Consider the following 22,964-nt stretch of genomic DNA (forward strand, 5'->3'; position numbering starts at 1 on the left):
GGATCAGCCCCAGCCCAGCAGCGGCGCGAAGCGCTGCGCGTCCATCTGCTCCATCTCGTCGGGCGTGCCGAAGGAGCGGTGCAGGCCGGCCTTCACCATGGCGATGTTCTCGCCGCGCTCGATCATCAGGTTGAAGATGCCGCTCATGAACAGCTCCTGGTAGGGGCAGCTCTTCACGTAGTCGTCGTACAGCGCCTCGAAGCTGCGCGGCCGGCCGATGAAGTAGCAGCCGCCGATCGCGTTCGGGCTGATGACCTGCTTTTCCGCGGTCCGCGCCACCCGCTCGCCCGCTTCGTCGAGCTGGGCATAGGAGTAGGCCGGGTTGTCGGAGGAGAAGCACATCAGCGCGCCGCCCAGTTCGCCGCCGAGGCGGGAGACCACGGCATCGAGCCCCTCGCATGCGAAGGCATGGTCGCAATCGTTGATGGCCACCGGACCGTCCTGCGAGATGGCGCGCAGGCCGACCATGGCGGTCTCCGCGGCACCGGCGGTGACTTCGGGGATGGCGACGATGCGTGCGTCCGGATAGAAGCCGAGCACGGTCTTGTCGATGCCGAAGGCATCGCAATGCTCCTGCAGCACCACGAACACCATCTCGCGCAGCGGCGTCTGGCGCCGCAGGCTTTCGGTGGCCCACCAGAAGAAGGGTTTGCCGTGCAGCGGAATCAGGGGCTTGGGCAGATCGAAGCCGAGCTTGGCGAAGCGCGAGCCGCGCCCGGCCATCGGCATCACCATGGCAAGTGGGGTCATCAGGTGGCTTTCGGTGAAAAGGGATGGATCAGGTCGAAGGCGTATTCGGTGCGGGGCTGCGCACGGTGGTCGGCGGACCAGAAGCGCTCGCCCATGCGGATGCGGTCGCGCAGGATGGCCAGCATGTTGAAGGCCTGGGATGTCATCCTGACGTTGGAGACCTGGTCATCCTGGCGCCAGGAGATCGGGAAGAAACCGATGTCGAGTTTTTCGCGCAGCATGCCCATCAGCAGAAAGATATTGAAGCGCAGGTCGTCGGCGTAGTGGGCCAGGTGCGGCAGGCGCATCGCGCGGGCGCCGAAGATGTTCAGGCCGGAGCCCAGGTCGAGGATACGGTGCCGCAGCAGCAGCCCGAACAGGGCATTGAACACACGGTTGCCCAGGATCCTCACGGCCGAATAGCCCGGAAGGCGGGAGCCCGGCGCAAAACGCGCGCCCAGGCAGGCATCCAGCCGGCGGTGCTCGCCGCGCCGCAGCAGGGGCAGCATGTCCTGCACGTCGGCCTGGTCGTCGCCGTGCAGCACCAGCACATGGCTGTAGCCCTGGGCCAGGGCGAAGGCGAAAGCCGCCTTGTGCGAGCCGCCGAGATTCAGGTTGCCGCGATTGAGCGCCACCCGGATATCGAGCCCCGGCAGCTTCTCGGCCGCCGAGCGCGCCGCCTCGCGGGTGCCGTCGGTGCTGCCGTTGTCCAGCACCAGGAGGGTCTCCACGAAATCGGCGGCATCGGAATCGAACTGCGCCAGCACACGCGGGATCTGCGGCGCGCAGTTGTAGCAGGGAATCAGCACGAGGATCCGGTCAGGCATGGTCATGGCGATGGTGCACCGCAGCACTATATCCGCCGCGGCACCGCTTCACGCCGCTAGATCCACGCTTCCTGCTCCGCCTTGCGACCCTCCCGCTGCATGGCCTCGCAGAGGGCGCGCAGGCTGTCGGCCAGATCGGGCCTGGCCAGCAGCTCGGCAAGCAGGCGGCGGTCGTGCGCATTCAGCGGCCAGCGCTGGGAAGTGGCCTCCCACTGCGCAACGCCCATCTGGTGCGGTTCCCAGTCCAGGCCCGACGAATGCCACAAGGCACCGACCGAACAGGCGATGTCCACACCCGCCGGATCCGCGTCCGCGCTGATCCAGGCCGGCGCGGGCGCCTGCCGCAGCAGATGGGCGAGGGCCTGCATCCAGGCGGCGGACGGACGGCCCGGCATCCACACCAGCACCACGCCCTCGGGCCTGTGCTGCGCCTGGCGCTCGAAGCTGGCGCGGTTCTCGATCAGCCACCAGCGCCGCGGCGGGCCGGCCGTGGCGGCGCGCCGCAGGTCGTCCAGCGGCAAGCCCACGAAGTGCAAGGCGCCCAGGTGCATCCGCCTGTCGCCGTCCCAGCGCAGCTCCAGCTCGCCGGCCAGCCAGCCGAGCTGCACGAAACGCCGGATGCGCAAGCGCTCCAGGTCGAAGGCCAGCTCCAGCCAGCGCCAGTCCGCGCCGCTGAGCGACTTGGTGGCGCCGCGCGCCCGCAGCGCGAAATCGCGCCGGGTGCCCTCCTCACCCGCGTCATGCCACCCGGCCACCGCCTTCAGCAGCTCCAGCCGCGCGGCCAGCAGATCCAGGCGCGACTTGCGGTCGGCCGACAGCTGGGCCAGCGCCCGCTCCAGTTCGTCCAGCAGGTCGGGGTCCAGCCCGTGGCCGGCCGCCGTGTCGCGCCAGGACACCATCCAGGCCTCGGCATCGGCGATCAGCAGGCCGCGATCCTCCTCCCGCTGGCGCGGGCCGGACACCAGCAGCAGCGCCTGCAGGCGCGGCAGGTCGCGCCAGGCGATGGACATCCACTGCCAGGCGCCACGTACCAGCCGCTCGCGCCGTTCGATCCAGCCCTGGTTCAGCAACAGCTCGCACAAGGCCTCGGCACGCTCGATGCCCACCGCCTCGGTCTCGCCCTCCTTGAGCAAGGCCGCCCGGCCGCGGCGGGCACCGTCGGAGCGCAGCCAGCGCCGCAGCAGGGCCGCATGGTCCGGATCGAGCAGCGGCAGCGCCTGCGGCACGGCAGCGGCGATGCAGCGGTCACGCTCCTGGCGTCCGCGTGCGGTGTCGATCCACTGCGCCATGCCGGCTCCGCCTTCAGGCCGCCGGCTGCACGCGCCGCTGCAGCACACCGATCGGCGGCGCCCAGCGGGCGTCGCGCGCCTTCTTGGAGGTGACCAGGGTGATGTCGGCCGGCTCGAAGACCTCCACGTTGTGCGTGATCGGCGTGGTCAGCACGTACTGCGCGCGGGTGGACTTGAGGAAATGGCCGACCAGCTGGATGTTGCGCACGTCCAGGTGGGCGAAGGGCTCGTCGATGAAGACGAAGCCGCCCGAGGATTCCTCGTCCTTCAGCAGCCCCACCAGCAGGATCAGCGACTTGATCACCTGCTGGCCGCCGGAGGCCTCGCCGTCGTTCAGGCCGATCTGGCCCTTGCCGTCGAAGTTGAAGCTCACCTTCAGTTCGGCCTGGCGCAGCACCAGGTCGTCGTTGTCCAGGTGCGGCAGCTCGGCGCTGACCTCGACGCCGGCCAGCAGGCCCAGGTCGACGATGTTCTTGCGGTAGCGGCGCACCGTGGCGCGCAGCACGTCGATATAGCGTTCGCGGGCATTGTTCACCGCCGTGGCCGCCGCCACGTTGCGCGCCTTGCAGGCATCGAGCCGTTCGGCCTGGCCGCCGACGGTGGCCTGCATCAGCACCTGCTTTTCCTCGACCGTGGCATCGGTCTCCCACTGGCCCTGTTCCAGGTCGCGTTCGACCGAGTCGCTGCGCAGCCTGGCCTGGGTGGCGTTGCCGTAGCGCTCGCGCAGCACGGCGATCGCCTCGGCCGCGATCCAGCGCGCGGGAAAACGCTGCCTTTGCTCGCGCGAGACGACGGCGCGGTTGCGCTGCTCGTTGAGGCGGCCGCGCCATTCGCGCTCGTGGCGCTCGGCATCGCGTTCGCTGTCGGAGAGCCGCTGCTGCATGTCGCGGTACTGCGAGCCCGCCGTGGTCTGATTGATGACGGCGGCGGTGTGCTGCTGCTCCAGCTGCTGCCAGCGCTGGCTGGCGCCCACGCGGGCCTGCTTCAGGGCGGGCAGCTGCTGGCGGGCCAGCTCGAATTCCTCGCCACGCCGCGACAGTTCCTCGGCCGCGCGGTGGCCCTTGCCGGCCTCGATCGCGGCGCCGAGCTGGCGCTGCACGCTGTTCTGCTGCTGCGCCAGCTCGGAGAGTTCGGCGTCGAGCTGGGTCAGGCGCTTGTCGATGGAGGCCCTGCGGCCGGCCAGCGCCGCGGCGCCGAACTGGTGCTCGGACGCATCCACCCACACGCTGCGCCCGCCTCGGCCGTCGCGCCAGTAGGCCTGCGGCGTGATCCATTCGCCGCCGCGGGCAGCGCCGTCCTGGGTGGTCTCCACCCGGCGGATCTGCGCCAGCTGGCGCAGCAGCCAGCTGGGCGCGGGCGCCGAGAAACGCAGCACGGCCAGCAGGCTGTCGGCCTGCGGCTGGGCGGGCGCCGGGGCGGCGTCCGAGACCAGGTAATGCCGGTAGCGTTCGCGTTCGGCCAGGGACATGGCGCGCGCTTCGTCGCTGTGCTTGTCGAGCACCACCACCCATCGGGCCGCGCGCAGCACGCCCTCGGCGGCGGCACGCCAGTGCTCGTCGACGATCTCGATCACGTCGGCCATCACATGGTGGCCGATGTCCTCCTGGCGCAGCACCCGCAGGAAACGCTGCACCTCCGGCGGCGGCGGCGCCTGGCGCTGGCCCTGCAGGCGGTCCAGGGCCTCCTGGGCCGCTTTGCGCTGGCCGCTCAGCGCGTGCCAGCGGCCGGCGAGTTCGGACTTGTCCTGTTCCAGCACCCGCACCCGTTCGGCGAGCTGGGCGGCGTCGCCTTCCACGGCGGCGAGCGCCTGCAGCTCGTCGGCGCGCCTGGCCAGCTCTTCCACCGGCCGCTCGGCATCGCGCGCCTGCGCCTGGGCCGCCTGCGCGGCGGCCTTGCCGGCCTCCAGCTCACGCACCCGCTCGCCCGCCAGGCGCTGCTCTTCCAGCAGGCGCAGCAGCGCGGCGTTGTCCAGCACACGCTGGCGCTTCTGGCTGGCGTAGTGCACCCGCTGGCGGTGCAGGTCGCGCAGGCGGGTGGTGACGTCCTGGCGCTCCTCATGCCAGGCCAGCACCGGGATGACCTCGGTGGCCAGCTGCTCGCGTTCGCGCAGCTTGGCCTGGTGCTGGCGGTACAGGTTGACGCGGGCTTCGAGCTGGGCGAGCTGGGCCCGGCCGTGCACCAGTTCGCGCTCGGCCGTCTCCACCTCCTCGGCCAGCTCGCGCTGGTGCTTGCGTGCTTCGTCGTAGCGGTCGAGCACATCCTGGTCGCCGAAGACGTCGAAGACCAGGCGCAGCAACTCCTTGGGCGAGTATTCGCAGAGCCGGTCGGTCTGGCCCTGCTCCAGCGCCAGCACCCGGGCGATGGCACGCGAGAGGCCCGCGCCTTCCAGGCGCCTGCGCCAGTGCTCGATGCCCAGCCAGTCCTTCTCGGGCAGCTGGATCAGGGTTTCGATGGCCACGTCGCCGTCGACCATCATGTAGCGGCGCTGCCAGTCGCCGCCGTTGCGGTCGATGCGGCAGACCAGGGTGACCTGGTCGGCATAAAGCAGGTTGCGGGCGAAGGGCCGGCTCGACGACTGGCGGCCGTGCGGCCGGTTGTCCACCGTGGCGCGCAGCCAGCTGGTGTCGGCGTTGGCATGGCGGGCGTAGGTCTTGTAGCTGCGGCCGCCCGAGCATTCCAGGCCGAGCAGGGTGCGCATGGCGTCGAGCAGCGTGGTCTTGCCCGAGCCGTTGGGCCCGGCCACGGTGATGATGGCGCCGTCCAGCGGCAGGGTCAGGCGCTGGCAGTAGTCCCACTGCAGCAGTTCCAGGGATTGCAGATGGAACATCAGTCTTGGGTACTTTCGTGGGCCTCGGCGGCCTGGGCGGCCTCGGCTTTTTCGCGGGTGCGGGCCAGCACGTCGCCCAGGGCGCCGTCGAGGATGCGCGGGGCCAGGCTGTCGTAGTCGAGCAGCAGGTCGAGCAGCGGTCCCTCGGCGATGTCCTCGCCGCGGCGCACGATGAAGCCGTGCGTCTCCAGCCGCTTGAGGTTGGCATCCATGCGGGTCTTCTTGCCCAGCTGGGTGCCGAAGTCCGCCAGCAGCGCCTTGTAGGAAACCAGCGGGCTCACATCGGCCGCGCTGGGCATGGGGCGTTCGGCGACGAACATCTCGTCCTGCGCCTCGGCTTCGGCCGTGGCCGCGCGCGCCGCCTGGCGCTCGCGCTTGGGCAGCACGATCAGCGACCACAGCACCACCAGCAGGGAGACGCCGTCGCGCGGCAGCTCGGTGTTGTTGTTGGCGTTCAAACCGGCCTCGCCGAACACGGTGGCTTCGGCACGGCGCAGCAGCGCCACGCTGACATGGTCGGCATGGATGTTGTCGATCAGGCGCAGGCCGACCTGGGCCAGCCGGTCCTGCACCGCCTGCCACAGCTCGGCATCCACCAGCGCGCGGCGCACCCGCTTGTGCTGCCGGGGCAGCCAGCGGCGGGCCAGCAGTTCCGCGGCCAGCAGGGCCGCGTCGTCCAGGGCTTCATTCATGGTCATCGTCGAAGGGATCGGGTTGGAGCCGGCCCTGGCTGATGGTGGCGACTTCTGCGTCGTCCACCGTCTCCACGGCCGGCAGCAGAAGCACCTGCCAGGGCGAGCGGGCCAGTTCGCCCGTCTTGCCATTGAGGGTGCGGGCCTGGGCATCGCCCAGCAGCGGCAGCAGCTGCATGCGATAGGCGGCCTGGGCGTAGCGGCCGCCGAGCACGGCGGCCGAGACCGGGCGGTCCGCCGGCGCCTGGCCGGACGGCTCCGAGCGCCAGCCGGCCAGCTGGCCGATCAGCGCGTCGAGTTCCTCGGGCATGCGCAGGGATTCGAGTGTGCCCAGGGCAGCCTCGGCCGAAGGCGGCAGGCCCTCGGCGAGCCGGGCGCCGGGGCGGTCGCGCGCCAGTTCGCTCTCGGCCACGTCGAGCAGGTCGTGGCCGCTCACGAAGACCGGGCGCAGGCCGGCGGACAAGGCGTCGCCGGCCAGCTGGTGCAGCGCCGCATGCGACTGCAGCCACTGCCGCACATCGGAACTGGTGATGCCGGTGCTGCCGAGCGTGACCCGCTGGCGGTCGGCCTGCTGCAGCGCCCGGGTGAACTGGCTGGCCATGGCCAGCAGCCGCGCCTGGCCGTGGCCCAGCGCGCGCGCCTCGCGCTCCAGGCGGGGATCGTCGTGTTCGCTGCGGATCAGGGCGGTGAGCGCCTCGCCGGCGCGGTCCACCAGCTCCAGCGCCCGGTCGAAGCGCGGCTGGGCCTCGCGCAGGCGGGCTTCGGAGCCGCTGGCGATCGCGTCGGCGAACTCGTCGTAGCGGCGTGCCAGCTGGGCATGCAGGTGCTTGATCTGGCCGGCATCCGACAGGCCCAGCGCCTGCGCGCCGGCCACCTGGGCCAGCAGCGCGGCCATTTCGTCGTCCTCGTCCGCCGCGCTGCGCGCCAGGGGGGCGAGCAGGCCCTGCACCTGCTGGGCGATCGGCGGCAGGTGGTAGTCCTGCGCCGTGGCGTCCCACACCAGCAGGCCGACGTCGCGCAGGCGCTTCAGGGCGAAGTCCAGCGCCTCGGGCTTCAGGCTGTGAAAGAGCTGGTTGAGGTCCTCGCGCTGCAGCCGGCCCTGCGGCAGCGCCGCCAGCTCCAGGAACACCCACAGCCGCAGCCGCGCCGCCGCCGCGCCGCCCGAGAACAGGCCGCGCAAGGCGTCCAGCAAAGGCTGGCGCTGTCCCAGCGACCAGGCCAGCGGCGCCTCGGCGGCGAAGGCGGGGTCGCGGAAATATCCCTCGAACGAACCGGATTCCTGCTCGTCGATCACTTGTGGCAAACCCATTTCAAGAAGCGCTGCGCCGGCCCGCGGCACAGGTGGCGCGGCGGGTGGTCGCATCAAAAAGAAAGCGCCGCAGAACGGCGCCCTCGCACAAAAGCACCGAACAAAAAGCCCGCGGCCTGCTGTTCGCGGACCACGGGCTCGGGGGCTGGGCGCGGATTTTAACGCCTGCGATCGGGCCGGCCGGCCCCGGCGGCGCGCTGCGCCCGGCAGGGGCGGCCGATAAACTCCCCCGCTTGCCCACAGCGTCTTCCTGTCCCTGCATGCGCCTGAACGTTCCGACCGCCTCCACCCTTTTGCGCGCCCTGCGCCGGCCCCTGGCGCTGCTGGCGGTCACGGCCGTCGCCGCCTGCGGCAGCACGCCGCCCGTCGGCTCGGCGGCGGCACCGGCCGCTTCCGCCGCACCCGCCGCGCCGGCCTCCCCCGCTTCGGCCGCCGGCGGCATCAAGGTGGGCATCGCCCTGGGCGGCGGCGCGGCCAAGGGCTTCGCGCACATCGGTGTCATCAAGATGCTGGAAGCCAACGGCTTGGCGCCGGCGGTGGTGGCCGGCACCAGCGCGGGCAGCGTGGTCGGCGCCCTGTATGCCAGCGGCATGAACGCCTTCGAGCTGCAGGAGAAGGCCGTCGCGCTCGACGAGACCAGCATCCGCGACCTGCAGCTGTCCTCCGGCGGCCTGGTGCTGGGGCAGAAGCTCGAGGACTATGTCAACGAACAGGTGCACCGCCGACCCCTGGAGCGGCTGGCCAAACCCTTCGCCGCCGTCGCCACCCGGCTGGAAGACGGCGAACGCACCGTCTTCGCCCGCGGCAACACCGGACAGGCGGTGCGCGCCTCCAGCAGCGTGCCGGGCGTGTTCCAGCCGGTGGCCATCGGCAAATTCCATTTCGTCGATGGCGGCGTGGTCAGCCCGGTGCCGGTCGATGCGGCGCGCCAGCTGGGCGCCGACATCGTGATCGCGGTGGACATCTCCAGCAAGGCGCGCGGCCAGACGCCCGCCGGCATGCTGGCCACGCTGGGCCAGTCCATCGCCATCATGGGTCAGAAACTCGGCCAGGCCGAGCTGGCGCGGGCCGATGTCATCGTGCGGCCCCAGGTGCTGGACATCGGCGCGGCCGACTTCACCCAGCGCGCCGGCGCCATCCTGGAGGGCGAGAAAGCCGCGCTGGCCGCCATGCCGCAAATCCGCGCGCGCATCGCGCAGCTGCAGGCGACACGCGAGCAGGTCACCCGCCTGGCCCAGCAGCAGGCGGCCGAGGCGCAGTACCAGGCCTGCCTGGAGCAGCGCTCGCGGCTGCAGAAACTGGCCGGATTCGCGGGGCTGGACGGTAGCTGCGCTGCGCCATAGTCACCCGATTTTCCAAGGAGTCTTTCCGTGACACGCCTCGAAGCCCTTCAAGTCACACCTTCCCAGGACCACACGACACTGTCGCCAGCGCAGAAGCGGTTCAACAGCCTGATCAAGCAGATCGCGAAACAGCGCCAGACCCTGGCCGCCTGGGCTAAGAACACCGAGCATTACCGGCAGGTGCATGCCGAGACGGTGCAGCCGCTGATCAAGCAGCTGGCAAACGGCCAACGGCCATGGGTGTTCGCGCTCGATGCCGCACTCGACCGACATGCCCTGACACCGGCCGAACGCGAGCTGCTGCGCGAGATGATCGTCGAGGCGGCCGGCGAACTGCTGGAAGCGCATGGCCCCGATGCCGACCTCGATGCCCTCTTCCTCAAGCACGCCGAGATCGACTTCGCCACCGACCAGCGCGAACGCATGCGCGAGATGAAAGGCATGACCGAAAACCTGACCGGCCTGGACCTGGGCGACGAGGAAGGCCTCGCATCGGACCAGGACCTGGCCGAGCGCCTGCGGCAGGCCATGCAGCGACAAGCGGCCGAGCAGCAGGCGCATCTCGACGAGAAGAACGCCAAACGACGCAAGACCGCCGCCCAGCAGCGCCGCGAGGACGAGGACCATCAGGCCACGCAGTCGGTGCGCGAGATCTACCGCAAGCTGGCCAGCGCATTGCATCCGGATCGCGAGCCCGATGCCGGCCAGCGCCAGGCCAAGACGGAGATGATGAAACGCGTCAACCAGGCCTACGAGGCCAACAACCTGCTCGCGCTGCTGGAGCTGCAGCTGGAGATCGAGCAGATCGACGAAAGCCACATCGCCAACGCCAGCCAGGAGCGGCTGAAGCACTACAACAAGGTGCTGGGCGAGCAGCTGTCCGGCATCAAGGCCGAGGTCGAGCATGCCGAGATCGCCTTCCGCATGGAGTTCGGCCTGCTGCCCAGCGTGGGGGTGGATCCCCGCTACATCGGCCCGCTGTTCGACGACGTCCTCAGCCGCTGGGTGGATGCGCTGGAGCGCCAGCAGCAGGAGCTGCGCATCCTGGACGACGCCAAGGCCACCAAACGCTGGCTCAAGCAGCAACAGAAGGCTAAGCAGCGGCGGGAGAACGACTTCGACTTTCCGATGTTCTGAGAGGCGACCGACCCCTGGCCTCCAGCCATATAATTCCAGAATACCGTTGATAAATCTGCAAAATTTGATTTAATTATCGTATTCATGGATTTATCGTTCATAAAACCGGAAGAGCTCGTCAAGCTCCTGGCCGAGCGCCTGCGCCAGGAACGGCTGGTGCAGCAAATGACCCAATCCGAGCTGGCGGCCCGCTCGGGTATCGGCGTCACCACCCTGTCCAACCTGGAGGCCGGGCGCAACACCGCCTTCGAAGGGCTGGTGCGCGTGGCCATGGCGTTGGGGCGCCGCGACGAACTGGAAGCCCTGTTCAAGCCCAGGCTGGACAGCCTGGACGACATCCGCCGCTACGAGAGCGGCGTCAAGCGCAAGCGCATCAAGAAGAAGTCCGGCGATGCCTGAGCAGGTGGACGTCTGGTACGAAGGCTGGGGCGAGCGCTGGCGATGGGGCTCGCTCATGTCGTCGACCGCCATCAACGGACGCCCCTGGATCGCTTTCGAGTACAGCGACGAAGCCCTGAGCCGGGGACTGGAGCTGTCGGCATACACCCTGCCGCTGCGGGGCCCGAAGCTGCGCAAGGACTTCCCCGCCCATCAGCTGCAATTGCCCGGGCCGGTCTACGACTCCCTGCCCGATGGCTGGGGCATGCTGCTGATGGATCGCCTTTTCAGGCAGCGCGGCCTTCAGGCAGCCCGCATCGGGCCGCTGGAACGGTTGAGCTTCGTCGGCTCGCATGCCATGGGGGCGATGTCCTATGTGCCCGTCGCACCGGAGATGTCGGGCCCGTCCGAAAGCGTCTGCCTGCCGGAGCTGGCGGCGCAGGTGCAGACGGTGTTGCAAGGCGAAGGCGCGGCCTTCCTGCAGCAGCTGTTGCAGATGGGCGGATCTCCCCAGGGCGCACGTCCCAAGGCATTGCTGTACCGCGATGCTGCCAGCGGCCTTTTCAGCACCGCTGCGGCACCCGGCCTGGAGCCCTGGCTGGTCAAGTTCCCCGCGCACCGGGAGCATCCGGAAGTGTGTGCCGTCGAGACGGTCTACGCCCACTGCCTGCGTGCCTGCGGCATCGCCACACCGGACACGGAATTCTTCGCGTTGCCCAACGGACAGGCCGCCTTTGCCTCCAGGCGATTCGACCGCCAGGACGGAATGCGTGTGCCCATGCAGAGCCTGGCTGCCTTCACCGGCGCCGACTACCGTGCGCCCGGTGCCCTGGACTACACGAACTTCCTGCGGGCCACGCAGATGTGCACCAACGATGTCCGGCAAAAGGCGGTCGCGTTCGAGCGCGCCGTGTTCAACGTCACGTTCAACAACCGTGACGATCACACCAAGAACTTCTGCTTCCTCATGTCGCCCGCGGGCGGGTGGAGTCTCGCCCCGGCCTACGACGTGACCTTCTGCGAAGGCCCGGGCGGCTACCACCAGATGGATGTCATGGGCGAAGCCTTGAACATCGAGCGCAAACACCTGCTCGCGCTGGGCGAGCGGGAAGCGGAGCTGTCGGCCCAGGCCGCCGGTGCCGTCATCGACCGCATTGGCGAAGTCGCCTGCCGCTTCAGCGCGCTTGCAGAAGAACTGCTGCCCGGCCGGATCACCGGCGAGAGCTTGCGATCCATCCAGCGCCGCATCGACGACAAGCTCGGCCTGCTTCGCTAGGCGCCTGGGCGGCGTCCGCCAATCTTCCCGCTAATGCGGCAAACACCGGAAGAACCACCCGCCGCCGCGGCCGCTAGACCATGCCCCGCGCCAGCTCCGAATCCGAGAAATCGCTGGCATGACGCAAGGCGCGGCGGGCCACGGGAAGTGCCTTGCTCCAGGCCTCGGCGGGCGAGTCCCGGGGGTCGGGTCCCGCGCCCGATTCCGCCCCGCCCTCGTCGTCTTCGAAGCCCGGTTCGTCGTCGCGGTAGCGCCGCACCAGGCGGTTGAGGGTGCGGGGCGTGACATCGAACCGGAGCGCCACTTCGTCCACCCCGATGCCGCTCGACAGCAGGCTCTCGGCCCGCTCGCATTGCGAGGGACTGAGCGATGGCCGGCGCCCCAGGTGCTTGCCGCGCGCACGGGCGGCGGCCATGCCGGCGCGGGTGCGTTCGCTGATGAGGGAGCGCTCGAATTCGGCAAGCGCGGCCATCATGTGGAAGACCAGCCGCCCGCCCGAGGAACCGGTGTCGATGTACTCGCAGAGCGAGCGGAAGCTGATGCCGCACTTGCCAAGTTTCTCCAGCAGCTGGATCAGGTTGAGCAGGGAGCGGCCGAGCCGGTCCAGGCGCCACACAACCAGCTTGTCGCCCTTGCGCAGGCTGGTCAGGGCGCGGTCCAGCCCGGGGCGCGACGCGGTGCTGCCGGACACCCCGCGGTCGGCGTAGATCACATCGCAGCCGGCCTGGTTCAGGGCCTGGATCTGCAGGTCCAGATTCTGTTCATCGGTCGATACGCGTGCGTAGCCGATCTTCTTCTGGATGTTCTTGTTCGATTGCATTGCTTCCTCGCAGTGAATCGCACCTCCGTCCAACGTTTGCGGCCCGTGATCGGGGCCGCGGCCGGCCGGCTCTTGCGCCGCCGGTCTCGCACGGAAATGGGGTTTCACTCTTGACATAAACGGGTCCCTTTGCGCGGCACCCCGTTGAACCCTTTGCTGCCAGCTCTGGCGCAGCGAAATCGGTTTTTTTACCCTCAGTTACCAGTCTGCATGAAAGGACCCCTTCGTGTATCAGAACACGTGCCGAGAAAGGGTCGCCATGCATGCACACACACCATTCGAATCCGCTGCGATTGCAGCAGCGAAACCTGACCGGCGCGTGGCATCCATCGATCGTCATCGACCGGGCAGGCGACCCACGAAAACAAATCCGCGCGAGCCGGCCCGCGCGGAAACCCTGCTGATCTTCATCAGCGGTTTTCATGCCCTGCAGGCGATCGACGGGCATGCCCTTCGGTGGGCGGGCCGGGCGGCCGTGCATCGAGCGCTGGTGGCCGCCGGCATTGCCGAAAGCGCCATCCACTCGCACGGCGACCTGTTCCTGATCGACCTGCTGACCATAAGCATTGAGCAGTTTTCATGCCGCCTCGAAATCGACCGGCTGATGCTGCGCCTGCAGGCGGCCATCGGCCGCGAGCCGGTGGAGATCGGCGCACGCCGGGCCTACCTGCAGGTGGGCATGGACCTGCTCTACCAGAGCGCCGAGGGCGTGGCGACCGATGTGCAGGAAGCCTTCCTCGCCGAAATGCCGCATGCGGCGGACGATGCGGCCGGCCATTACCTGGAACGTCGCCTCAGCTTCCAGCCGGCCCGGCAGCTCGGCTACCGGCTGCTCGACGAGCTGCGTGAAGGCAGCCTGCGCCTGGCCTTCCAGCCGGTGGTGCGCATGACCGAAACAGGCGTGGGCGACTGCCTCTACCACGAGGTCCTGCTGCGCCGCGACCCGGCCGGCCAGGCGCAGCAGGGCTCGGTGGCCGATGCCATCGCGGCGCTGGAGCGGCTGGGCCTGGTCGGCCGGCTGGACTGCAGCGTGATGTGGACCACCCTGCAGCTGCTGGAGCTGTACCCGCAGCAGCGCCTGGGCTGCAATGTCTCGGCCCGGTCCTTCGCCGACAGCGCCTGGTGGCGGCTGCTGCTGGGCTGGCTCGAAGCACGGCGCGGTATCGCCGAACGGCTCACGGTGGAGATCACCGAGACCAGCCCGCTGGGCGGTCGCGAGCCCGCGCTGGCCCTGATAGGCCGGCTTCAGGCCTGCGGCGTGCGGCTGGCGGTGGACGATTTCGGCGCCGGCCACAGCACCCTGGAATTCCTCTCGCAGGCGCGTGCCGACGTGGTGAAGATCGACCGCTCGGTGCTGCTGCGCAGCCGCGACACCCGCCATTCGCCCGACCTGCTGCGCAACCTGGCGCGGGTCTGCGCCGACTACAGCCCCTGCGTGGTCGTCGAAGGCGTGGAGACCGACGCGGAACTCGACGCGGCCCGCCGGGCCGGCGCCAACGGCGTGCAGGGTTTTCTCATCGAGCGGCCCGACACGCGGCCCGCGTGGCTGACCCATGGCGTGGCCCTCGTCGCGGACGCCCATGGCCTGCGGCAGCCCGGCAATGCGATCGACACGCTCGCGCCCCGCAAGGCCAGGGGCCGCAGGCCCAAGCCTGCTTTTTCCTCTGCTTCTCCCCCCGCTTCATCCCAGACCATGTCGCCACCGGCAGGCAGCGCCATGGTTTCCATCACCGCCTGCCATGCACACGACTAGGGGCCGATCCGGCTCCGCTCATTTCAAGGAATCCACCATGTTCAAGACCCTTGCCCTCGGCGGCATCGCCGCCGCCCTGGCGCTGGCCGGCTTCACCGCCGACGCGGCCACCACGGCCAACGTCAATGTCTCGCTCAGCGTCACCGCCGGCTGCCAGCTCTTCGTGGGCGCGGCCAGCGCCACCGCCGGCAGCGCCGACCTGGACCTGGGCGCGCTGGTCAATTACGGCGCCGGCGTGGTCGACCGCAGCGTGGTCGACGGCTCCACCGGCAGCGGTACAGCGGGCACGGCCAACGTCATCGGCGTGAGCTGCGGCGACAACGGCGCCACCGCGCTGACGCCGGTGCTCACCGTGACCAGCGGCACCAACGACCTGCAGGGCGCGCGGCGCCTGGCCAGCGGCACCAGCTTCATCGGCTACACCCTGCATTCCGATGCCAGCACCGACGCCGGCTCGCTGCTGGCCAACGGCGATGCGGTGCCCCTGACCGGAACGGCAGGCGGCGTGGGCGGCGGCAGCTCGGCGGCGGCGCTGTTCGCCCGGGTGACCGATCCGACGGCGGTGCCGGCAGCCGGCACCTACACCGACACCATCCTCCTGACCCTGACCTTCTGAGCGGACGGCGCCATGCATCCCGGACGGTTCGCGGCGAAATGCCTGGCGCTCTTCCTCGCCGCTGCTGCGGCCTCGGCCGCATCGCTGGCCATCGCGCCGGTGGGCCTGGACCTGCCGGCCTCGCAGAAGGCGGCGCGGCTGAGCCTGGCCAACAACGCGCCGACGCCGCTCAACGTGCAGGTGCGGGTCTTCCAGTGGCGGCAGGTGGATGGCCAGGACCGCCTGCTGCCCACGCAGGACGTGGTGGCCAGCCCGCCGGCCACCACCATCCCGCCAGGCCAGACCTATGTGATCCGCGTGGCGCGGCTGTCGCCCGCGCCGGTGCTCGCGGAGGAGAGCTATCGCCTGCTGATCGACGAGATCGCGCCGGCCGCCGACGATCAGGCCGGCAAGGGCGTGGCCATGGTGCTGCGCACCTCGCTGCCGGTGTTCTTCGGCGATCCGCAAGCCGCGGCCGTGCTGCAGTGGCGCGTGTTCCAGAACGGCACGGAGCTGGTCGCCGAGGCCAGCAACCGCAGCCGGCGCCACGTGAAGCTGAGCGATCTGGCGGCCCGCTCGGGCGACAGCAGCCTGCGTTTTTCCAGCGGGCTGACCGGTTATGTGCTGCCGGGCTCGACACGCCGGTTCCGGGTCGCCATCCCCGCGGCGGACGAAGCAGCCTTCGCCCGCGGCACCGACATCACCCTGACCGGGCGTGCCGGCGCCGCCATGGTGCAGGAACCGGTCCATGTGCTGGGCCGATAGGCATGGGCCGGCTCTTCGTCTCTTCCGGCTGCTGTCCGCCACCGCCCTCCTCGCCGCGGCGGGCATCGCCGATGCGGCGGCGCCGGTCTTCATGGTGCTGGACGCATCCGTCAACGGCGCGCCCAGCCGCCTGCTCATGACCGTGATCCGCCATCCCGACGGCAGCTTCCAGGCCAAGGCCGGCGAGCTGCGTGCGCTGCGCATCCGGGTGGATGGCGCCACCGGCGACGAACGCTGGGTGGCGCTCGACGCCATCCCCGGCCTGCGCGCCCGCTACGACGAGCAGCACCAGGCGATCGACCTGCAGGTGGCCGACATCTCGCTGGCGCCCTATGTGCTGGGCCTGGGCGGCCGGCGCCGGGTGACCGACCTGTCGCTGATCCGGCCGACGCCGGGCGTGGTGCTCAACTACGGGCTCTTCGCGGCGGCAGCCTCGCAGCAGCCCTCGACGCTCAGCGGCAACTTCGAGGCCATCGGCATGACGCCGCTGGGCAACCTCTCCACCAGCGCGCTCTACAACAGCCAGGCAGGCAGCCAGTCCGCCGGCCAGCAAGAGCGCACCGTGCGGCTGGACTCGGCCTGGCGCCGGGTCGATCCGCAAGCCGTGCGCTCTTATGCGGTGGGCGACTTCGTGTCAGGCGCGCTGGGCTGGTCGTCCGCCATCCGCATGGCGGGCCTGCAGGTGCAGAGCGCCTTTCGCCAGCGGGCCGACCTGGTGACCTGGGCCCTGCCGCAGTTCTCCGGCTCGGCCGCCCTGCCCTCCACGCTGGACATGTACGTCAACAGCATGAAGGTGTTCAGCGGCCAGGTGCCGGTCGGGCCCTTCGAGCTGCAGGCCCCGCCCTTCATCAGCGGCGGCGATGTGCGCATCGTCACCACCGACGCCAATGGCCGGCAGCTGGAAGTGACGCAGCCCTATTACGTGGCGCCCGGCCTGCTGCGCGCGGGCCTGTCGGAATATTCGCTGGACATCGGCGCGCCCCGCCGCCGCTACGGCAGCGCATCGGCGGACTACGACGCGCTGCTGGCCGGCGCCGGCTCCTGGCGCCTGGGACTGGACGAGCGCACCACCGTCGACACCAACGTCCAGGCCACCACCGACGGCCTGCGCCTGGCCGGCCTGGGCCTGGTGCGCGCGGTGGGCGGCTACGGCGCGGTGACGCTGGCCGGCAGCACCAGCAGCTACCGGTCGGAGACGGCCGGCTATCTCAAGATCCAGGGCGATGCCCAGTTCCACGGCGTGCGGGCCTATCTGGGCGCCGAACGGGCCGGCGAGCGCTACTACGACCTGGCCCGTGTCAGCCTGCTGCGCGAGGCCCTGCAGCGCCAAAGCGCCGAACCCTGGACCGATCTGTCCGCACGCGCCTCGGCCATCGACCGGGCGGGCCTGAACTTCCAGCCCTGGTTCGATGCAGCCACCAGCATCGGCCTGAACTACTCCCGCATCGAAGGCCCGCAGCAGCGCTTTCGCATGCTCAACCTCTCGGTGGCCCGCCGGCTGGGCGCGGGCCTGTCGGCCTACCTCACCGCCTATCGCGACCTGGAGGACAGGCGCAACTACGGTCTCTACGCCACGCTCAGTTTCACGCTGGGCGGCAACGCCCGGGGCAGCGTGGGCGTGGAACGCTCGGGCGGGCGCAACAGCCTGGCCCAGCAGCTCTCGGGCAATACCGGCAGCGGCCAGGGCACGCTGAACTGGCAGCTCTCCGACCGGGAATACAGCCAGGGCGATGCCTGGCGTTCGGCGGCCCTGGGCTGGCGGGCCTCCTTCGCGGACCTGCGGGCCCAGGTCGACCGCATCGGTCCGCTCACCCGCACCAGCGCCCAGGTCAACGGCTCCCTGGTGGCGGCGGGCGGCGATGTGTTCGCCGCCAACCGCATCGGCGAGGCCTTCGCCATCGTGCACAACGCCGGCCCGGACACCGAGATCCGCCAGGGCGGCGCCCGCGTCGCCGTGGCCAACAGCCGGGGCAATGCCCTGCTGCCGCAGCTGCAGCCCTACAGCGAGACGACGATCAGCATCGACCCGACCGGCCTGCCGGTCGGCTGGGAGCCGGAGGCCACGCAGCGGGTGGTGGCCGCCGCCTGGCGGCAGGGCTCTATCGCCGATTTCGGCGTGAAGCCCTCCTTCGGCGCGGTGGTGGTGCTGCAGGATCCGCTGGGCCAGCCGCTGCCGGTGGGCCGCATGGTGCAGGTCGAAGGCTCGGCCCAGGCCGCCATGCTCGGCCACGACGGCGAGGTCTACCTCAAGGGCCTGGCTGCGGACAACCGCGTGAGCGTGGACCTGGGCGCGGGTGCCTCGTGCAGCGCCGCCTTCGCCTACCGGGCCGACGACCGCACCCTGCCTTCCATCGGGCCGCTGACATGCCGATGAGCCGCCTGCTTTTTCTGGCGTTCACCCTGGCGCTGCTGGCGGGCTCGGCCCATGCGGCCGTCAGCTGCACGGCCAGCCCGGCGGGCGCCGTTTCGGTCGATGCCACCGTGTCGAACACCAGCTCCACCACGCCCATCGCCCAGGCCCGCGCGGCCAGCGACATCACCGTCAGTTGCACCGGCGACGCCGGCGAGACCTTCGCCGCGATGCAGCTGTGTTCGATGTATGCAGGCCTGAGCACCCAATCGCCTTACCCCTTCACCCTGGAACGCACAGACGGCCGCAGCCTCGCCGGCTCGCTGGACAACCGGCTGGCCGTATACCCGCTCACCGCCAGCCTGCACCGGGTCGACAGCGCCGGCAGCTGGGCGGGCGATGCGGCGGGAACGCTGGTCTCGGGCGGTGCCGGAGCAGGCGTCACCAGCGTGGCCCTGCTGATGGACATCGAGGCGCCCCCGGGCGCGATGGTGGAGAGCGGCAGCTACAGCGGCACGCTGCAGTACACACTCAAGCTGGTGCGCCTGTCCGGCGCGGCGGCCAACGATGCCTGCAACGAGGCCTATCCGCTGGACCAGGTGATCGCGACTTCGCTCTCGACACCGATCACGGTGACGGTGCCTGCGCAATGCACGATGACCCAGCCCTCCACGCTGGACTTCGGCCAGCAGGACAGCGGCAGCTCGGGCAGCCTGGCCGCCGGTGTCAGCGGCGTCTCGTCGAGCTTTCGCGCCAGCTGCAACAACAACGCCGAGAAGTTCAACGTCTGGATCGACGGCGGCGAGAACAGCCTCGCCGGCCAGCGCCGCCTCAAGCGCGCCGGCTCGGACGACTTCATCGCCTACGAGCTGCTGGACGCCGGCAACACCGCTTTCCCCACCGCCGCCACCGGCAACGCCGCATCGCAGGGCGCCTACACCCGCAGCGTGGCGGGCGTGGACGTGAGCATCAACGGCAGGATCCCGCCGGTGGGCGATGCGGCCGCGCTGCGCTCGGGCTTCTATACCGACAGGGTGACGGTGCATGTGGAGTACTAGCCGCGCCCGGGGGATGCAGGCCCTGCTGCTGTGCGCCGCCATGGCCGGCGGCAGCGCCCTGCCCCATGGCGCGGCGGCGGCCGACGCCAGCCAGGGCATGGATGTGCGGCTGGAAGTGCGCTCGCGCTGCGTGCTGTCCAGCGCCTCGGCGGCGGTGGATCTGTCTTTCGGCACGCACATCAGCTTCGGCGGCGAGCCGACCGACGCGCCCATCGACGGCCAGGCCGCAGTGCAGCTCACATGCGATTCCGCCATGGACTGGAGCGTGTACGCCGACCTCGGCCAGAACGCCGCGGGCAGCGCCCAGCGCCAGCTGCTCGACAGCACCAGCGGCGCCCTGCTGGCCTACGGCCTCTATGCCGACGCGGGCCGCAGCCAGCCGCTGGGCTCGACCCCGGCCGGCGCCCTCTCCGGCAGCGGCACCGGCGCCGAACAGACGCTGCTGCTCTACGGCCGCATCCCGACCGGCACCCGCCTGCCAGCGGCCGGCAGCTACCGCGACACGGTCGTGTTGACCTTTTGGTTCTAGGCCTCAGGAAGGCACGGAGAAACCATGCAAGAACTCAGCGCATACGCCCCGGCCCTGCCGGCCGGCCAGCTCGGCATCGGCGAGGAGCTGCTGGACGTGGCCCGCACCGGCATCTGCATCTGGGCCCTGGACACCCTGGATCCGCCGGACCTGAAGGCCTGCGCCACGCCGCTCGACCAGGCCCGCCGGCAGATGGACCACGGGTCGCGCCTGATCCATGACTTCCGCGGCTCGACCGCAGGCGACGAGCAGGCGATCGAGGCCTACCAGGCCGGTGTGGCGCTGGGCTTCTACGAGCTACAGTCGAGCCGCATCGAGGGCTCCTCGATACCGATCGCCGGATCGGTCTGGCACTCGCACCAGCTCCAGCGGCTGCGGCATATCGGCATGCGTCACGGGGCGCGTTTCCGGGGGCTCATGGGGACGGCGGCACCGTCCGAGTTCCGGCCTTGAGCGGCGGCGCAGCGCGCCCGGCGCCGGGCATGCCGGCCGCCGCCAGACAGGTCAGGACCAGCAAGACCAGCACCGCCCATGGCAAGGCGCCCGCCCCGTAGCGCGGCAGCAGCAGCGCACCCAGCAGGCCGCCGCCCGCCATGCCGGCATTCCACACCGTCACCAGCATCGACTGCGCCAGGTCCCCCGCCTCGCCCGCGGCCCGGGCCGAGGCAGTCTGGAACAGCGTGGCGGTGCCGCCGAAGGCCAGGCCCCAGCAGGCGATGCAGGCCAGCAGCACGACGGCCGACTGCCCCATCAGGCCAGCCACCAGCGCCGCGGCGGCGAAGAGCGCGATGCTGGCCCACACCAGCGGCTGCAGCCAGCGGTCCACCAGCATGCCGGTCAGCCAGATGCCGCCCAGCGCCGCCACGCCGAAGGCCAACAGCGCGCTATCCACCCGCACGCCCGCCTGCAGATGCGCCAGCCAGGGCGCCACATAGGTGTAGAGCAGGTTGTGCGCCAGCACATAGAGCAGCGTCAGCGCCAGGATGGGCCGCAGGCCCGGCAGGCGCAGGGCCTGTACGACACCCGGCCCGTCGCCGCCCGCCCGCCCCGCGAAGTCCGGCAGGCCCAGCCGCACCCAGGCGAACAGCAGCACCGACAGCAGCGACATCACGCCAAAGGCCCAGCGCCAGCCTACCGCCGCGCCCAGCAGCGTGCCCGCCGGAATGCCCAGCGACAGCGCCAGCGGCGTGCCCACCATCGCCACCGCGATGGCCCGGCCCTGCCAGGCCGCCGGCACCATGCGGCTGGCATGCCCGGCCAGCAGCGCCCACAGCAGGCCGGCGAACACCCCCGCGCCGAAGCGCGCCGCCAGCGTCAACGCATACGAGGTGGACAGGGCCGTCACCAGATTCACCACACTGAAGCCGCCGATGGCCAGCAGCAGCAACGGCCGGCGCCGCCAGGCCTGCGTGGCACGGACCAGCGGGATCGCGGCCATCAGCGAGCCGAGGGCGTACAGCGTGACCAGCTGGCCCGCCTGCGCGACGGAAATGCCCAGGTCGGCGGCAATGCCCGGCAGCAGGCCAGCCGGCAACGCCTCGCTCAGGATGGTGATGAAACCCGCCCCGGCCAGGGCCAGCAGGCCCCACCAGGGAAAACGTGTCGGGGGAGTGCTGCGAGATGGAGCCACGGTGTTTCCTGCGATCGAAAGAAGAGGCCTTCGACGATAGGCAGAAGCCCACTGCGGATAAAGACGGTTAGATTTCCGGTCTTTCATGACGGGAGTGTCCGCAATGGGCAAGACCAGCCTCGACAGCCTGGAGGACTTCGCCGTGTTCGTGCAGGTCGCCGAGACCCGCAGCTTCGCCCAGACCGCGCGGCTGGGCGGCGTTTCGGCCTCGGCCGTGGCCAAACGCATGGCGCGGCTGGAAGAGCGCCTGAAGGTGCGGCTGCTCCACCGCAGCACCCGCAGCGTCACCCTGACGGCCGAGGGCGCGATGTTCCTGGCGCGCAGCCGCCGGGTGCTCGACGAGGTGCAGGGGGCGGAGCTGGAGCTGTCGCAGGCCTCGCGCACCCCACGCGGCCGGCTGCGGCTGAGCCTGCCGATGGTCGCCTCGCTCTTCCTGCCGCAACTCGCCGAATTCATGCGCCGCCATCCGGCCATCGACCTGCACCTGGACCTGAGCGACCGCCTGGTCGACGTCATCGAGGAAGGCTTCGACGCCGTCATCCGCACCGGCGAGCACGACAGCTCGGGCCTCACCGCCCGGCGCCTGGGCAGCTGGCCGATGCTGCTGGTGGCCTCGCCCGCCTACCTGGCCGCGCGCGGCCGGCCGCAGCGCCCCGGCGACCTGGCGGCGCACAGCTGCCTGCACCACTGCTTCACCAAGACCGGCAAGCTGGAGCCCTGGCCGCTGGACTGGTCGGCGGACGATCCCGAGATCGCCCTGCCGGTCACCATGGTCAGCAACACACTCGATGCGCGTGTGTGTTTCGCCGAGCAGGGACTGGGCATCGCCCTGCTGCCCGAGTTCTCGGTGCGCGAGGGCCTGGCCGCCGGCCGGCTGCAGGCCGTGCTGCCGGACTTCACCGTGGCGCGCGAAACCACCTTCCGCATCTATTGGCCATCGGGCAGGCACGCCTCGCCCAAGGTGCGGGCCCTGGTCGACTTCCTGGTGTCCACCCACTGAAGCTTCTTGTCCTACCCCTGGCGTTGGAATCGCCACTACAAGCCACGTCGCGAGGCCGCCTCAAGGTCAGGCCTTTCCAACGAACCGACGAAGGCAGAAGACATGTCCGACAGCAAGAACCTCAGCGGCAAGAAGGTGGCGATCCTCGTGACCGACGGCTTCGAACAGGCAGAACTGACCGGCCCCAAGCAAGCCCTGGAAGCCGCCGGCGCGACGACGCAGATCGTGGCCCCGAGCGCCGGCAAGGTGCAGGGCTTCCACCACACCGACAAGGGCGACAGCTTCACCGTCGATGTGACGCTGGACACCGCCGCCCCCGAGGAGTTCGACGCCGTGCTGCTGCCCGGCGGCGTGCAGAACGCCGACGCACTGCGCACCGACGAACATGCCCGCACCTTCGTGCAGAAGATCGTGCGCCTGCAGAAGCCGGTGGCCGTCATCTGCCACGGCTCCTGGCTGCTGGTGGACGCTGAACTGGTGCGCGGCAAGACACTGACCAGCTGGCCCAGCCTTCAAGTGGACCTGCAGAATGCCGGCGCCATCTGGGTGGACGAGGAAGTCCACGTCGATGGCCTGCTGATCAGCAGCCGCAAGCCGGATGACATTCCGGCATTCAGCGCGAAGTTCAAGGAAGTGCTGGCTGCTCCGGCAGGCTGA

Annotated in this window: 21 protein-coding genes; 13 read left to right on the forward strand and 8 right to left on the reverse strand. The window is 70.3% G+C overall.

Features of this window, described 5'->3' with window-relative positions:
• Positions 1-3: 3 nt before the first annotated feature.
• Genes GT347_RS01460 through GT347_RS01485 form a run of 6 tightly spaced genes read right to left on the reverse strand, consistent with a single transcriptional unit; the run spans position 4 to position 7,673 of the window.
• Positions 4-750 (reverse strand): NTP transferase domain-containing protein, encoded by a 747-nt coding sequence (locus GT347_RS01460; RefSeq protein ID WP_160550290.1) that lies wholly within the window; start codon positions 748-750, stop codon positions 4-6.
• On the reverse strand, positions 750-1,556 hold the full coding sequence (locus tag GT347_RS01465; protein ID WP_160550291.1) for a glycosyltransferase family 2 protein: 807 nt from the start codon (positions 1,554-1,556) through the stop codon (positions 750-752). The genes GT347_RS01460 and GT347_RS01465 overlap by 1 nt, the downstream gene beginning before the upstream one ends.
• A 56-nt stretch (positions 1,557-1,612) precedes the next feature.
• On the reverse strand, positions 1,613-2,845 hold the full coding sequence (locus GT347_RS01470; protein ID WP_160550292.1) for a DUF2399 domain-containing protein: 1,233 nt from the start codon (positions 2,843-2,845) through the stop codon (positions 1,613-1,615).
• Positions 2,846-2,858: 13 nt separating this feature from the next.
• A complete protein-coding gene (locus GT347_RS01475; RefSeq protein ID WP_160550293.1) occupies positions 2,859-5,672 on the reverse strand; it encodes an ATP-binding protein in 2,814 nt (937 codons plus the stop codon).
• Positions 5,672-6,364 carry a hypothetical protein gene (locus GT347_RS01480; RefSeq protein ID WP_160550294.1) on the reverse strand — a complete coding sequence of 231 codons (693 nt, stop codon included), beginning with the start codon at positions 6,362-6,364 and terminating at the stop codon, positions 5,672-5,674. Before GT347_RS01480 ends, GT347_RS01475 begins: the two co-directional genes overlap by 1 nt.
• The gene (locus GT347_RS01485; RefSeq protein WP_160550295.1) at positions 6,357-7,673 is read right to left on the reverse strand and encodes a hypothetical protein; all 1,317 of its coding nucleotides are present in this window, start codon (positions 7,671-7,673) and stop codon (positions 6,357-6,359) included. Before GT347_RS01485 ends, GT347_RS01480 begins: the two co-directional genes overlap by 8 nt.
• Before the next feature lie 260 nt (positions 7,674-7,933).
• Between GT347_RS01485 and GT347_RS01490 the strand changes: the two genes are divergently transcribed.
• The 4 genes from GT347_RS01490 (at position 7,934) to GT347_RS01505 (ending at position 11,807) form a co-directional block, all read left to right on the forward strand.
• A complete protein-coding gene (locus GT347_RS01490; RefSeq protein ID WP_160550296.1) occupies positions 7,934-9,016 on the forward strand; it encodes a patatin-like phospholipase family protein in 1,083 nt (360 codons plus the stop codon).
• 27 nt (positions 9,017-9,043) lie between these two features.
• The gene (locus GT347_RS01495; protein WP_160550297.1) at positions 9,044-10,153 is read left to right on the forward strand and encodes a J domain-containing protein; all 1,110 of its coding nucleotides are present in this window, start codon (positions 9,044-9,046) and stop codon (positions 10,151-10,153) included.
• A gap of 165 nt (positions 10,154-10,318) precedes the next feature.
• Positions 10,319-10,552 (forward strand): helix-turn-helix domain-containing protein, encoded by a 234-nt coding sequence (locus GT347_RS01500; RefSeq protein WP_407704130.1) that lies wholly within the window; start codon positions 10,319-10,321, stop codon positions 10,550-10,552.
• Positions 10,545-11,807 carry a type II toxin-antitoxin system HipA family toxin gene (locus tag GT347_RS01505; RefSeq protein WP_160550299.1) on the forward strand — a complete coding sequence of 421 codons (1,263 nt, stop codon included), beginning with the start codon at positions 10,545-10,547 and terminating at the stop codon, positions 11,805-11,807. The genes GT347_RS01500 and GT347_RS01505 overlap by 8 nt, the downstream gene beginning before the upstream one ends.
• A gap of 73 nt (positions 11,808-11,880) precedes the next feature.
• Here the strand turns inward: GT347_RS01505 and GT347_RS01510 are convergent, their stop codons facing one another.
• Positions 11,881-12,627, reverse strand: coding sequence for a recombinase family protein (locus GT347_RS01510; RefSeq protein ID WP_160550300.1), 747 nt, complete (start codon positions 12,625-12,627; stop codon positions 11,881-11,883).
• Between the two features lie 319 nt (positions 12,628-12,946).
• Between GT347_RS01510 and GT347_RS01515 the strand changes: the two genes are divergently transcribed.
• The 7 genes from GT347_RS01515 to GT347_RS01545 are packed head-to-tail and all read left to right on the forward strand — an operon-like array spanning position 12,947 to position 20,130.
• Positions 12,947-14,380 carry an EAL domain-containing protein gene (locus tag GT347_RS01515; protein ID WP_160550301.1) on the forward strand — a complete coding sequence of 478 codons (1,434 nt, stop codon included), beginning with the start codon at positions 12,947-12,949 and terminating at the stop codon, positions 14,378-14,380.
• A 37-nt stretch (positions 14,381-14,417) separates the two neighbouring features.
• A complete protein-coding gene (locus tag GT347_RS01520; RefSeq protein WP_160550302.1) occupies positions 14,418-14,996 on the forward strand; it encodes a spore coat protein U domain-containing protein in 579 nt (192 codons plus the stop codon).
• Between the two features lie 12 nt (positions 14,997-15,008).
• Entirely contained in the window at positions 15,009-15,740 is a 732-nt protein-coding gene (locus GT347_RS01525) for a fimbrial biogenesis chaperone (RefSeq protein WP_160550303.1), read from the forward strand.
• Positions 15,724-18,114, forward strand: a complete 2,391-nt coding sequence (locus GT347_RS01530) for a fimbria/pilus outer membrane usher protein (RefSeq protein ID WP_160550304.1) — start codon at positions 15,724-15,726, stop codon at positions 18,112-18,114. The genes GT347_RS01525 and GT347_RS01530 overlap by 17 nt, the downstream gene beginning before the upstream one ends.
• Positions 18,111-19,148, forward strand: a complete 1,038-nt coding sequence (locus GT347_RS01535) for a spore coat protein U domain-containing protein (protein ID WP_160550305.1) — start codon at positions 18,111-18,113, stop codon at positions 19,146-19,148. Before GT347_RS01530 ends, GT347_RS01535 begins: the two co-directional genes overlap by 4 nt.
• Positions 19,149-19,161: 13 nt before the next feature.
• The gene (locus tag GT347_RS01540) at positions 19,162-19,677 is read left to right on the forward strand and encodes a Csu type fimbrial protein (RefSeq protein WP_160550306.1); all 516 of its coding nucleotides are present in this window, start codon (positions 19,162-19,164) and stop codon (positions 19,675-19,677) included.
• Positions 19,678-19,701: 24 nt separating this feature from the next.
• Positions 19,702-20,130: a hypothetical protein gene (locus tag GT347_RS01545; RefSeq protein WP_160550307.1), complete on the forward strand. Its 429-nt coding sequence runs from the start codon at positions 19,702-19,704 to the stop codon at positions 20,128-20,130.
• Here GT347_RS01545 and GT347_RS01550 read toward each other — a convergent pair.
• Positions 20,093-21,307 (reverse strand): MFS transporter, encoded by a 1,215-nt coding sequence (locus GT347_RS01550; RefSeq protein WP_229722599.1) that lies wholly within the window; start codon positions 21,305-21,307, stop codon positions 20,093-20,095. The genes GT347_RS01545 and GT347_RS01550 overlap by 38 nt on opposite strands.
• 103 nt (positions 21,308-21,410) lie before the next feature.
• On the opposite strand from GT347_RS01550, the gene GT347_RS01555 reads away from it, so the two are divergent.
• Together GT347_RS01555 and GT347_RS01560 are read left to right on the forward strand one after the other, a co-directional pair.
• The gene (locus GT347_RS01555) at positions 21,411-22,307 is read left to right on the forward strand and encodes a LysR family transcriptional regulator (RefSeq protein WP_160550309.1); all 897 of its coding nucleotides are present in this window, start codon (positions 21,411-21,413) and stop codon (positions 22,305-22,307) included.
• Positions 22,308-22,409: 102 nt separating this feature from the next.
• Positions 22,410-22,964: a type 1 glutamine amidotransferase domain-containing protein gene (locus GT347_RS01560; protein ID WP_160550310.1), complete on the forward strand. Its 555-nt coding sequence runs from the start codon at positions 22,410-22,412 to the stop codon at positions 22,962-22,964.

The organism is Xylophilus rhododendri (genome assembly GCF_009906855.1).
Lineage (GTDB): Bacteria > Pseudomonadota > Gammaproteobacteria > Burkholderiales > Burkholderiaceae_C > Xylophilus > Xylophilus rhododendri.

Excerpts from the sequence above, each read along its gene's own strand:
- GT347_RS01460 (WP_160550290.1), bottom strand. The coding sequence starts at position 750 with ATGACCCCACTTGCCATGGTGATGCCGATGGCCGGGCGCGGCTCGCGC.
- GT347_RS01465 (WP_160550291.1), bottom strand. The coding sequence starts at position 1,556 with ATGCCTGACCGGATCCTCGTGCTGATTCCCTGCTACAACTGCGCGCCG.
- GT347_RS01470 (WP_160550292.1), bottom strand. The coding sequence starts at position 2,845 with ATGGCGCAGTGGATCGACACCGCACGCGGACGCCAGGAGCGTGACCGC.
- GT347_RS01475 (WP_160550293.1), bottom strand. The coding sequence starts at position 5,672 with ATGTTCCATCTGCAATCCCTGGAACTGCTGCAGTGGGACTACTGCCAG.
- GT347_RS01480 (WP_160550294.1), bottom strand. The coding sequence starts at position 6,364 with ATGAATGAAGCCCTGGACGACGCGGCCCTGCTGGCCGCGGAACTGCTG.
- GT347_RS01485 (WP_160550295.1), bottom strand. The coding sequence starts at position 7,673 with ATGGGTTTGCCACAAGTGATCGACGAGCAGGAATCCGGTTCGTTCGAG.
- GT347_RS01490 (WP_160550296.1), top strand. The coding sequence starts at position 7,934 with ATGCGCCTGAACGTTCCGACCGCCTCCACCCTTTTGCGCGCCCTGCGC.
- GT347_RS01500 (WP_407704130.1), top strand. The coding sequence starts at position 10,319 with ATGACCCAATCCGAGCTGGCGGCCCGCTCGGGTATCGGCGTCACCACC.
- GT347_RS01505 (WP_160550299.1), top strand. The coding sequence starts at position 10,545 with ATGCCTGAGCAGGTGGACGTCTGGTACGAAGGCTGGGGCGAGCGCTGG.
- GT347_RS01510 (WP_160550300.1), bottom strand. The coding sequence starts at position 12,627 with ATGCAATCGAACAAGAACATCCAGAAGAAGATCGGCTACGCACGCGTA.
- GT347_RS01520 (WP_160550302.1), top strand. The coding sequence starts at position 14,418 with ATGTTCAAGACCCTTGCCCTCGGCGGCATCGCCGCCGCCCTGGCGCTG.
- GT347_RS01525 (WP_160550303.1), top strand. The coding sequence starts at position 15,009 with ATGCATCCCGGACGGTTCGCGGCGAAATGCCTGGCGCTCTTCCTCGCC.
- GT347_RS01530 (WP_160550304.1), top strand. The coding sequence starts at position 15,724 with ATGTGCTGGGCCGATAGGCATGGGCCGGCTCTTCGTCTCTTCCGGCTG.
- GT347_RS01535 (WP_160550305.1), top strand. The coding sequence starts at position 18,111 with ATGAGCCGCCTGCTTTTTCTGGCGTTCACCCTGGCGCTGCTGGCGGGC.
- GT347_RS01540 (WP_160550306.1), top strand. The coding sequence starts at position 19,162 with ATGCAGGCCCTGCTGCTGTGCGCCGCCATGGCCGGCGGCAGCGCCCTG.
- GT347_RS01545 (WP_160550307.1), top strand. The coding sequence starts at position 19,702 with ATGCAAGAACTCAGCGCATACGCCCCGGCCCTGCCGGCCGGCCAGCTC.
- GT347_RS01555 (WP_160550309.1), top strand. The coding sequence starts at position 21,411 with ATGGGCAAGACCAGCCTCGACAGCCTGGAGGACTTCGCCGTGTTCGTG.
- GT347_RS01560 (WP_160550310.1), top strand. The coding sequence starts at position 22,410 with ATGTCCGACAGCAAGAACCTCAGCGGCAAGAAGGTGGCGATCCTCGTG.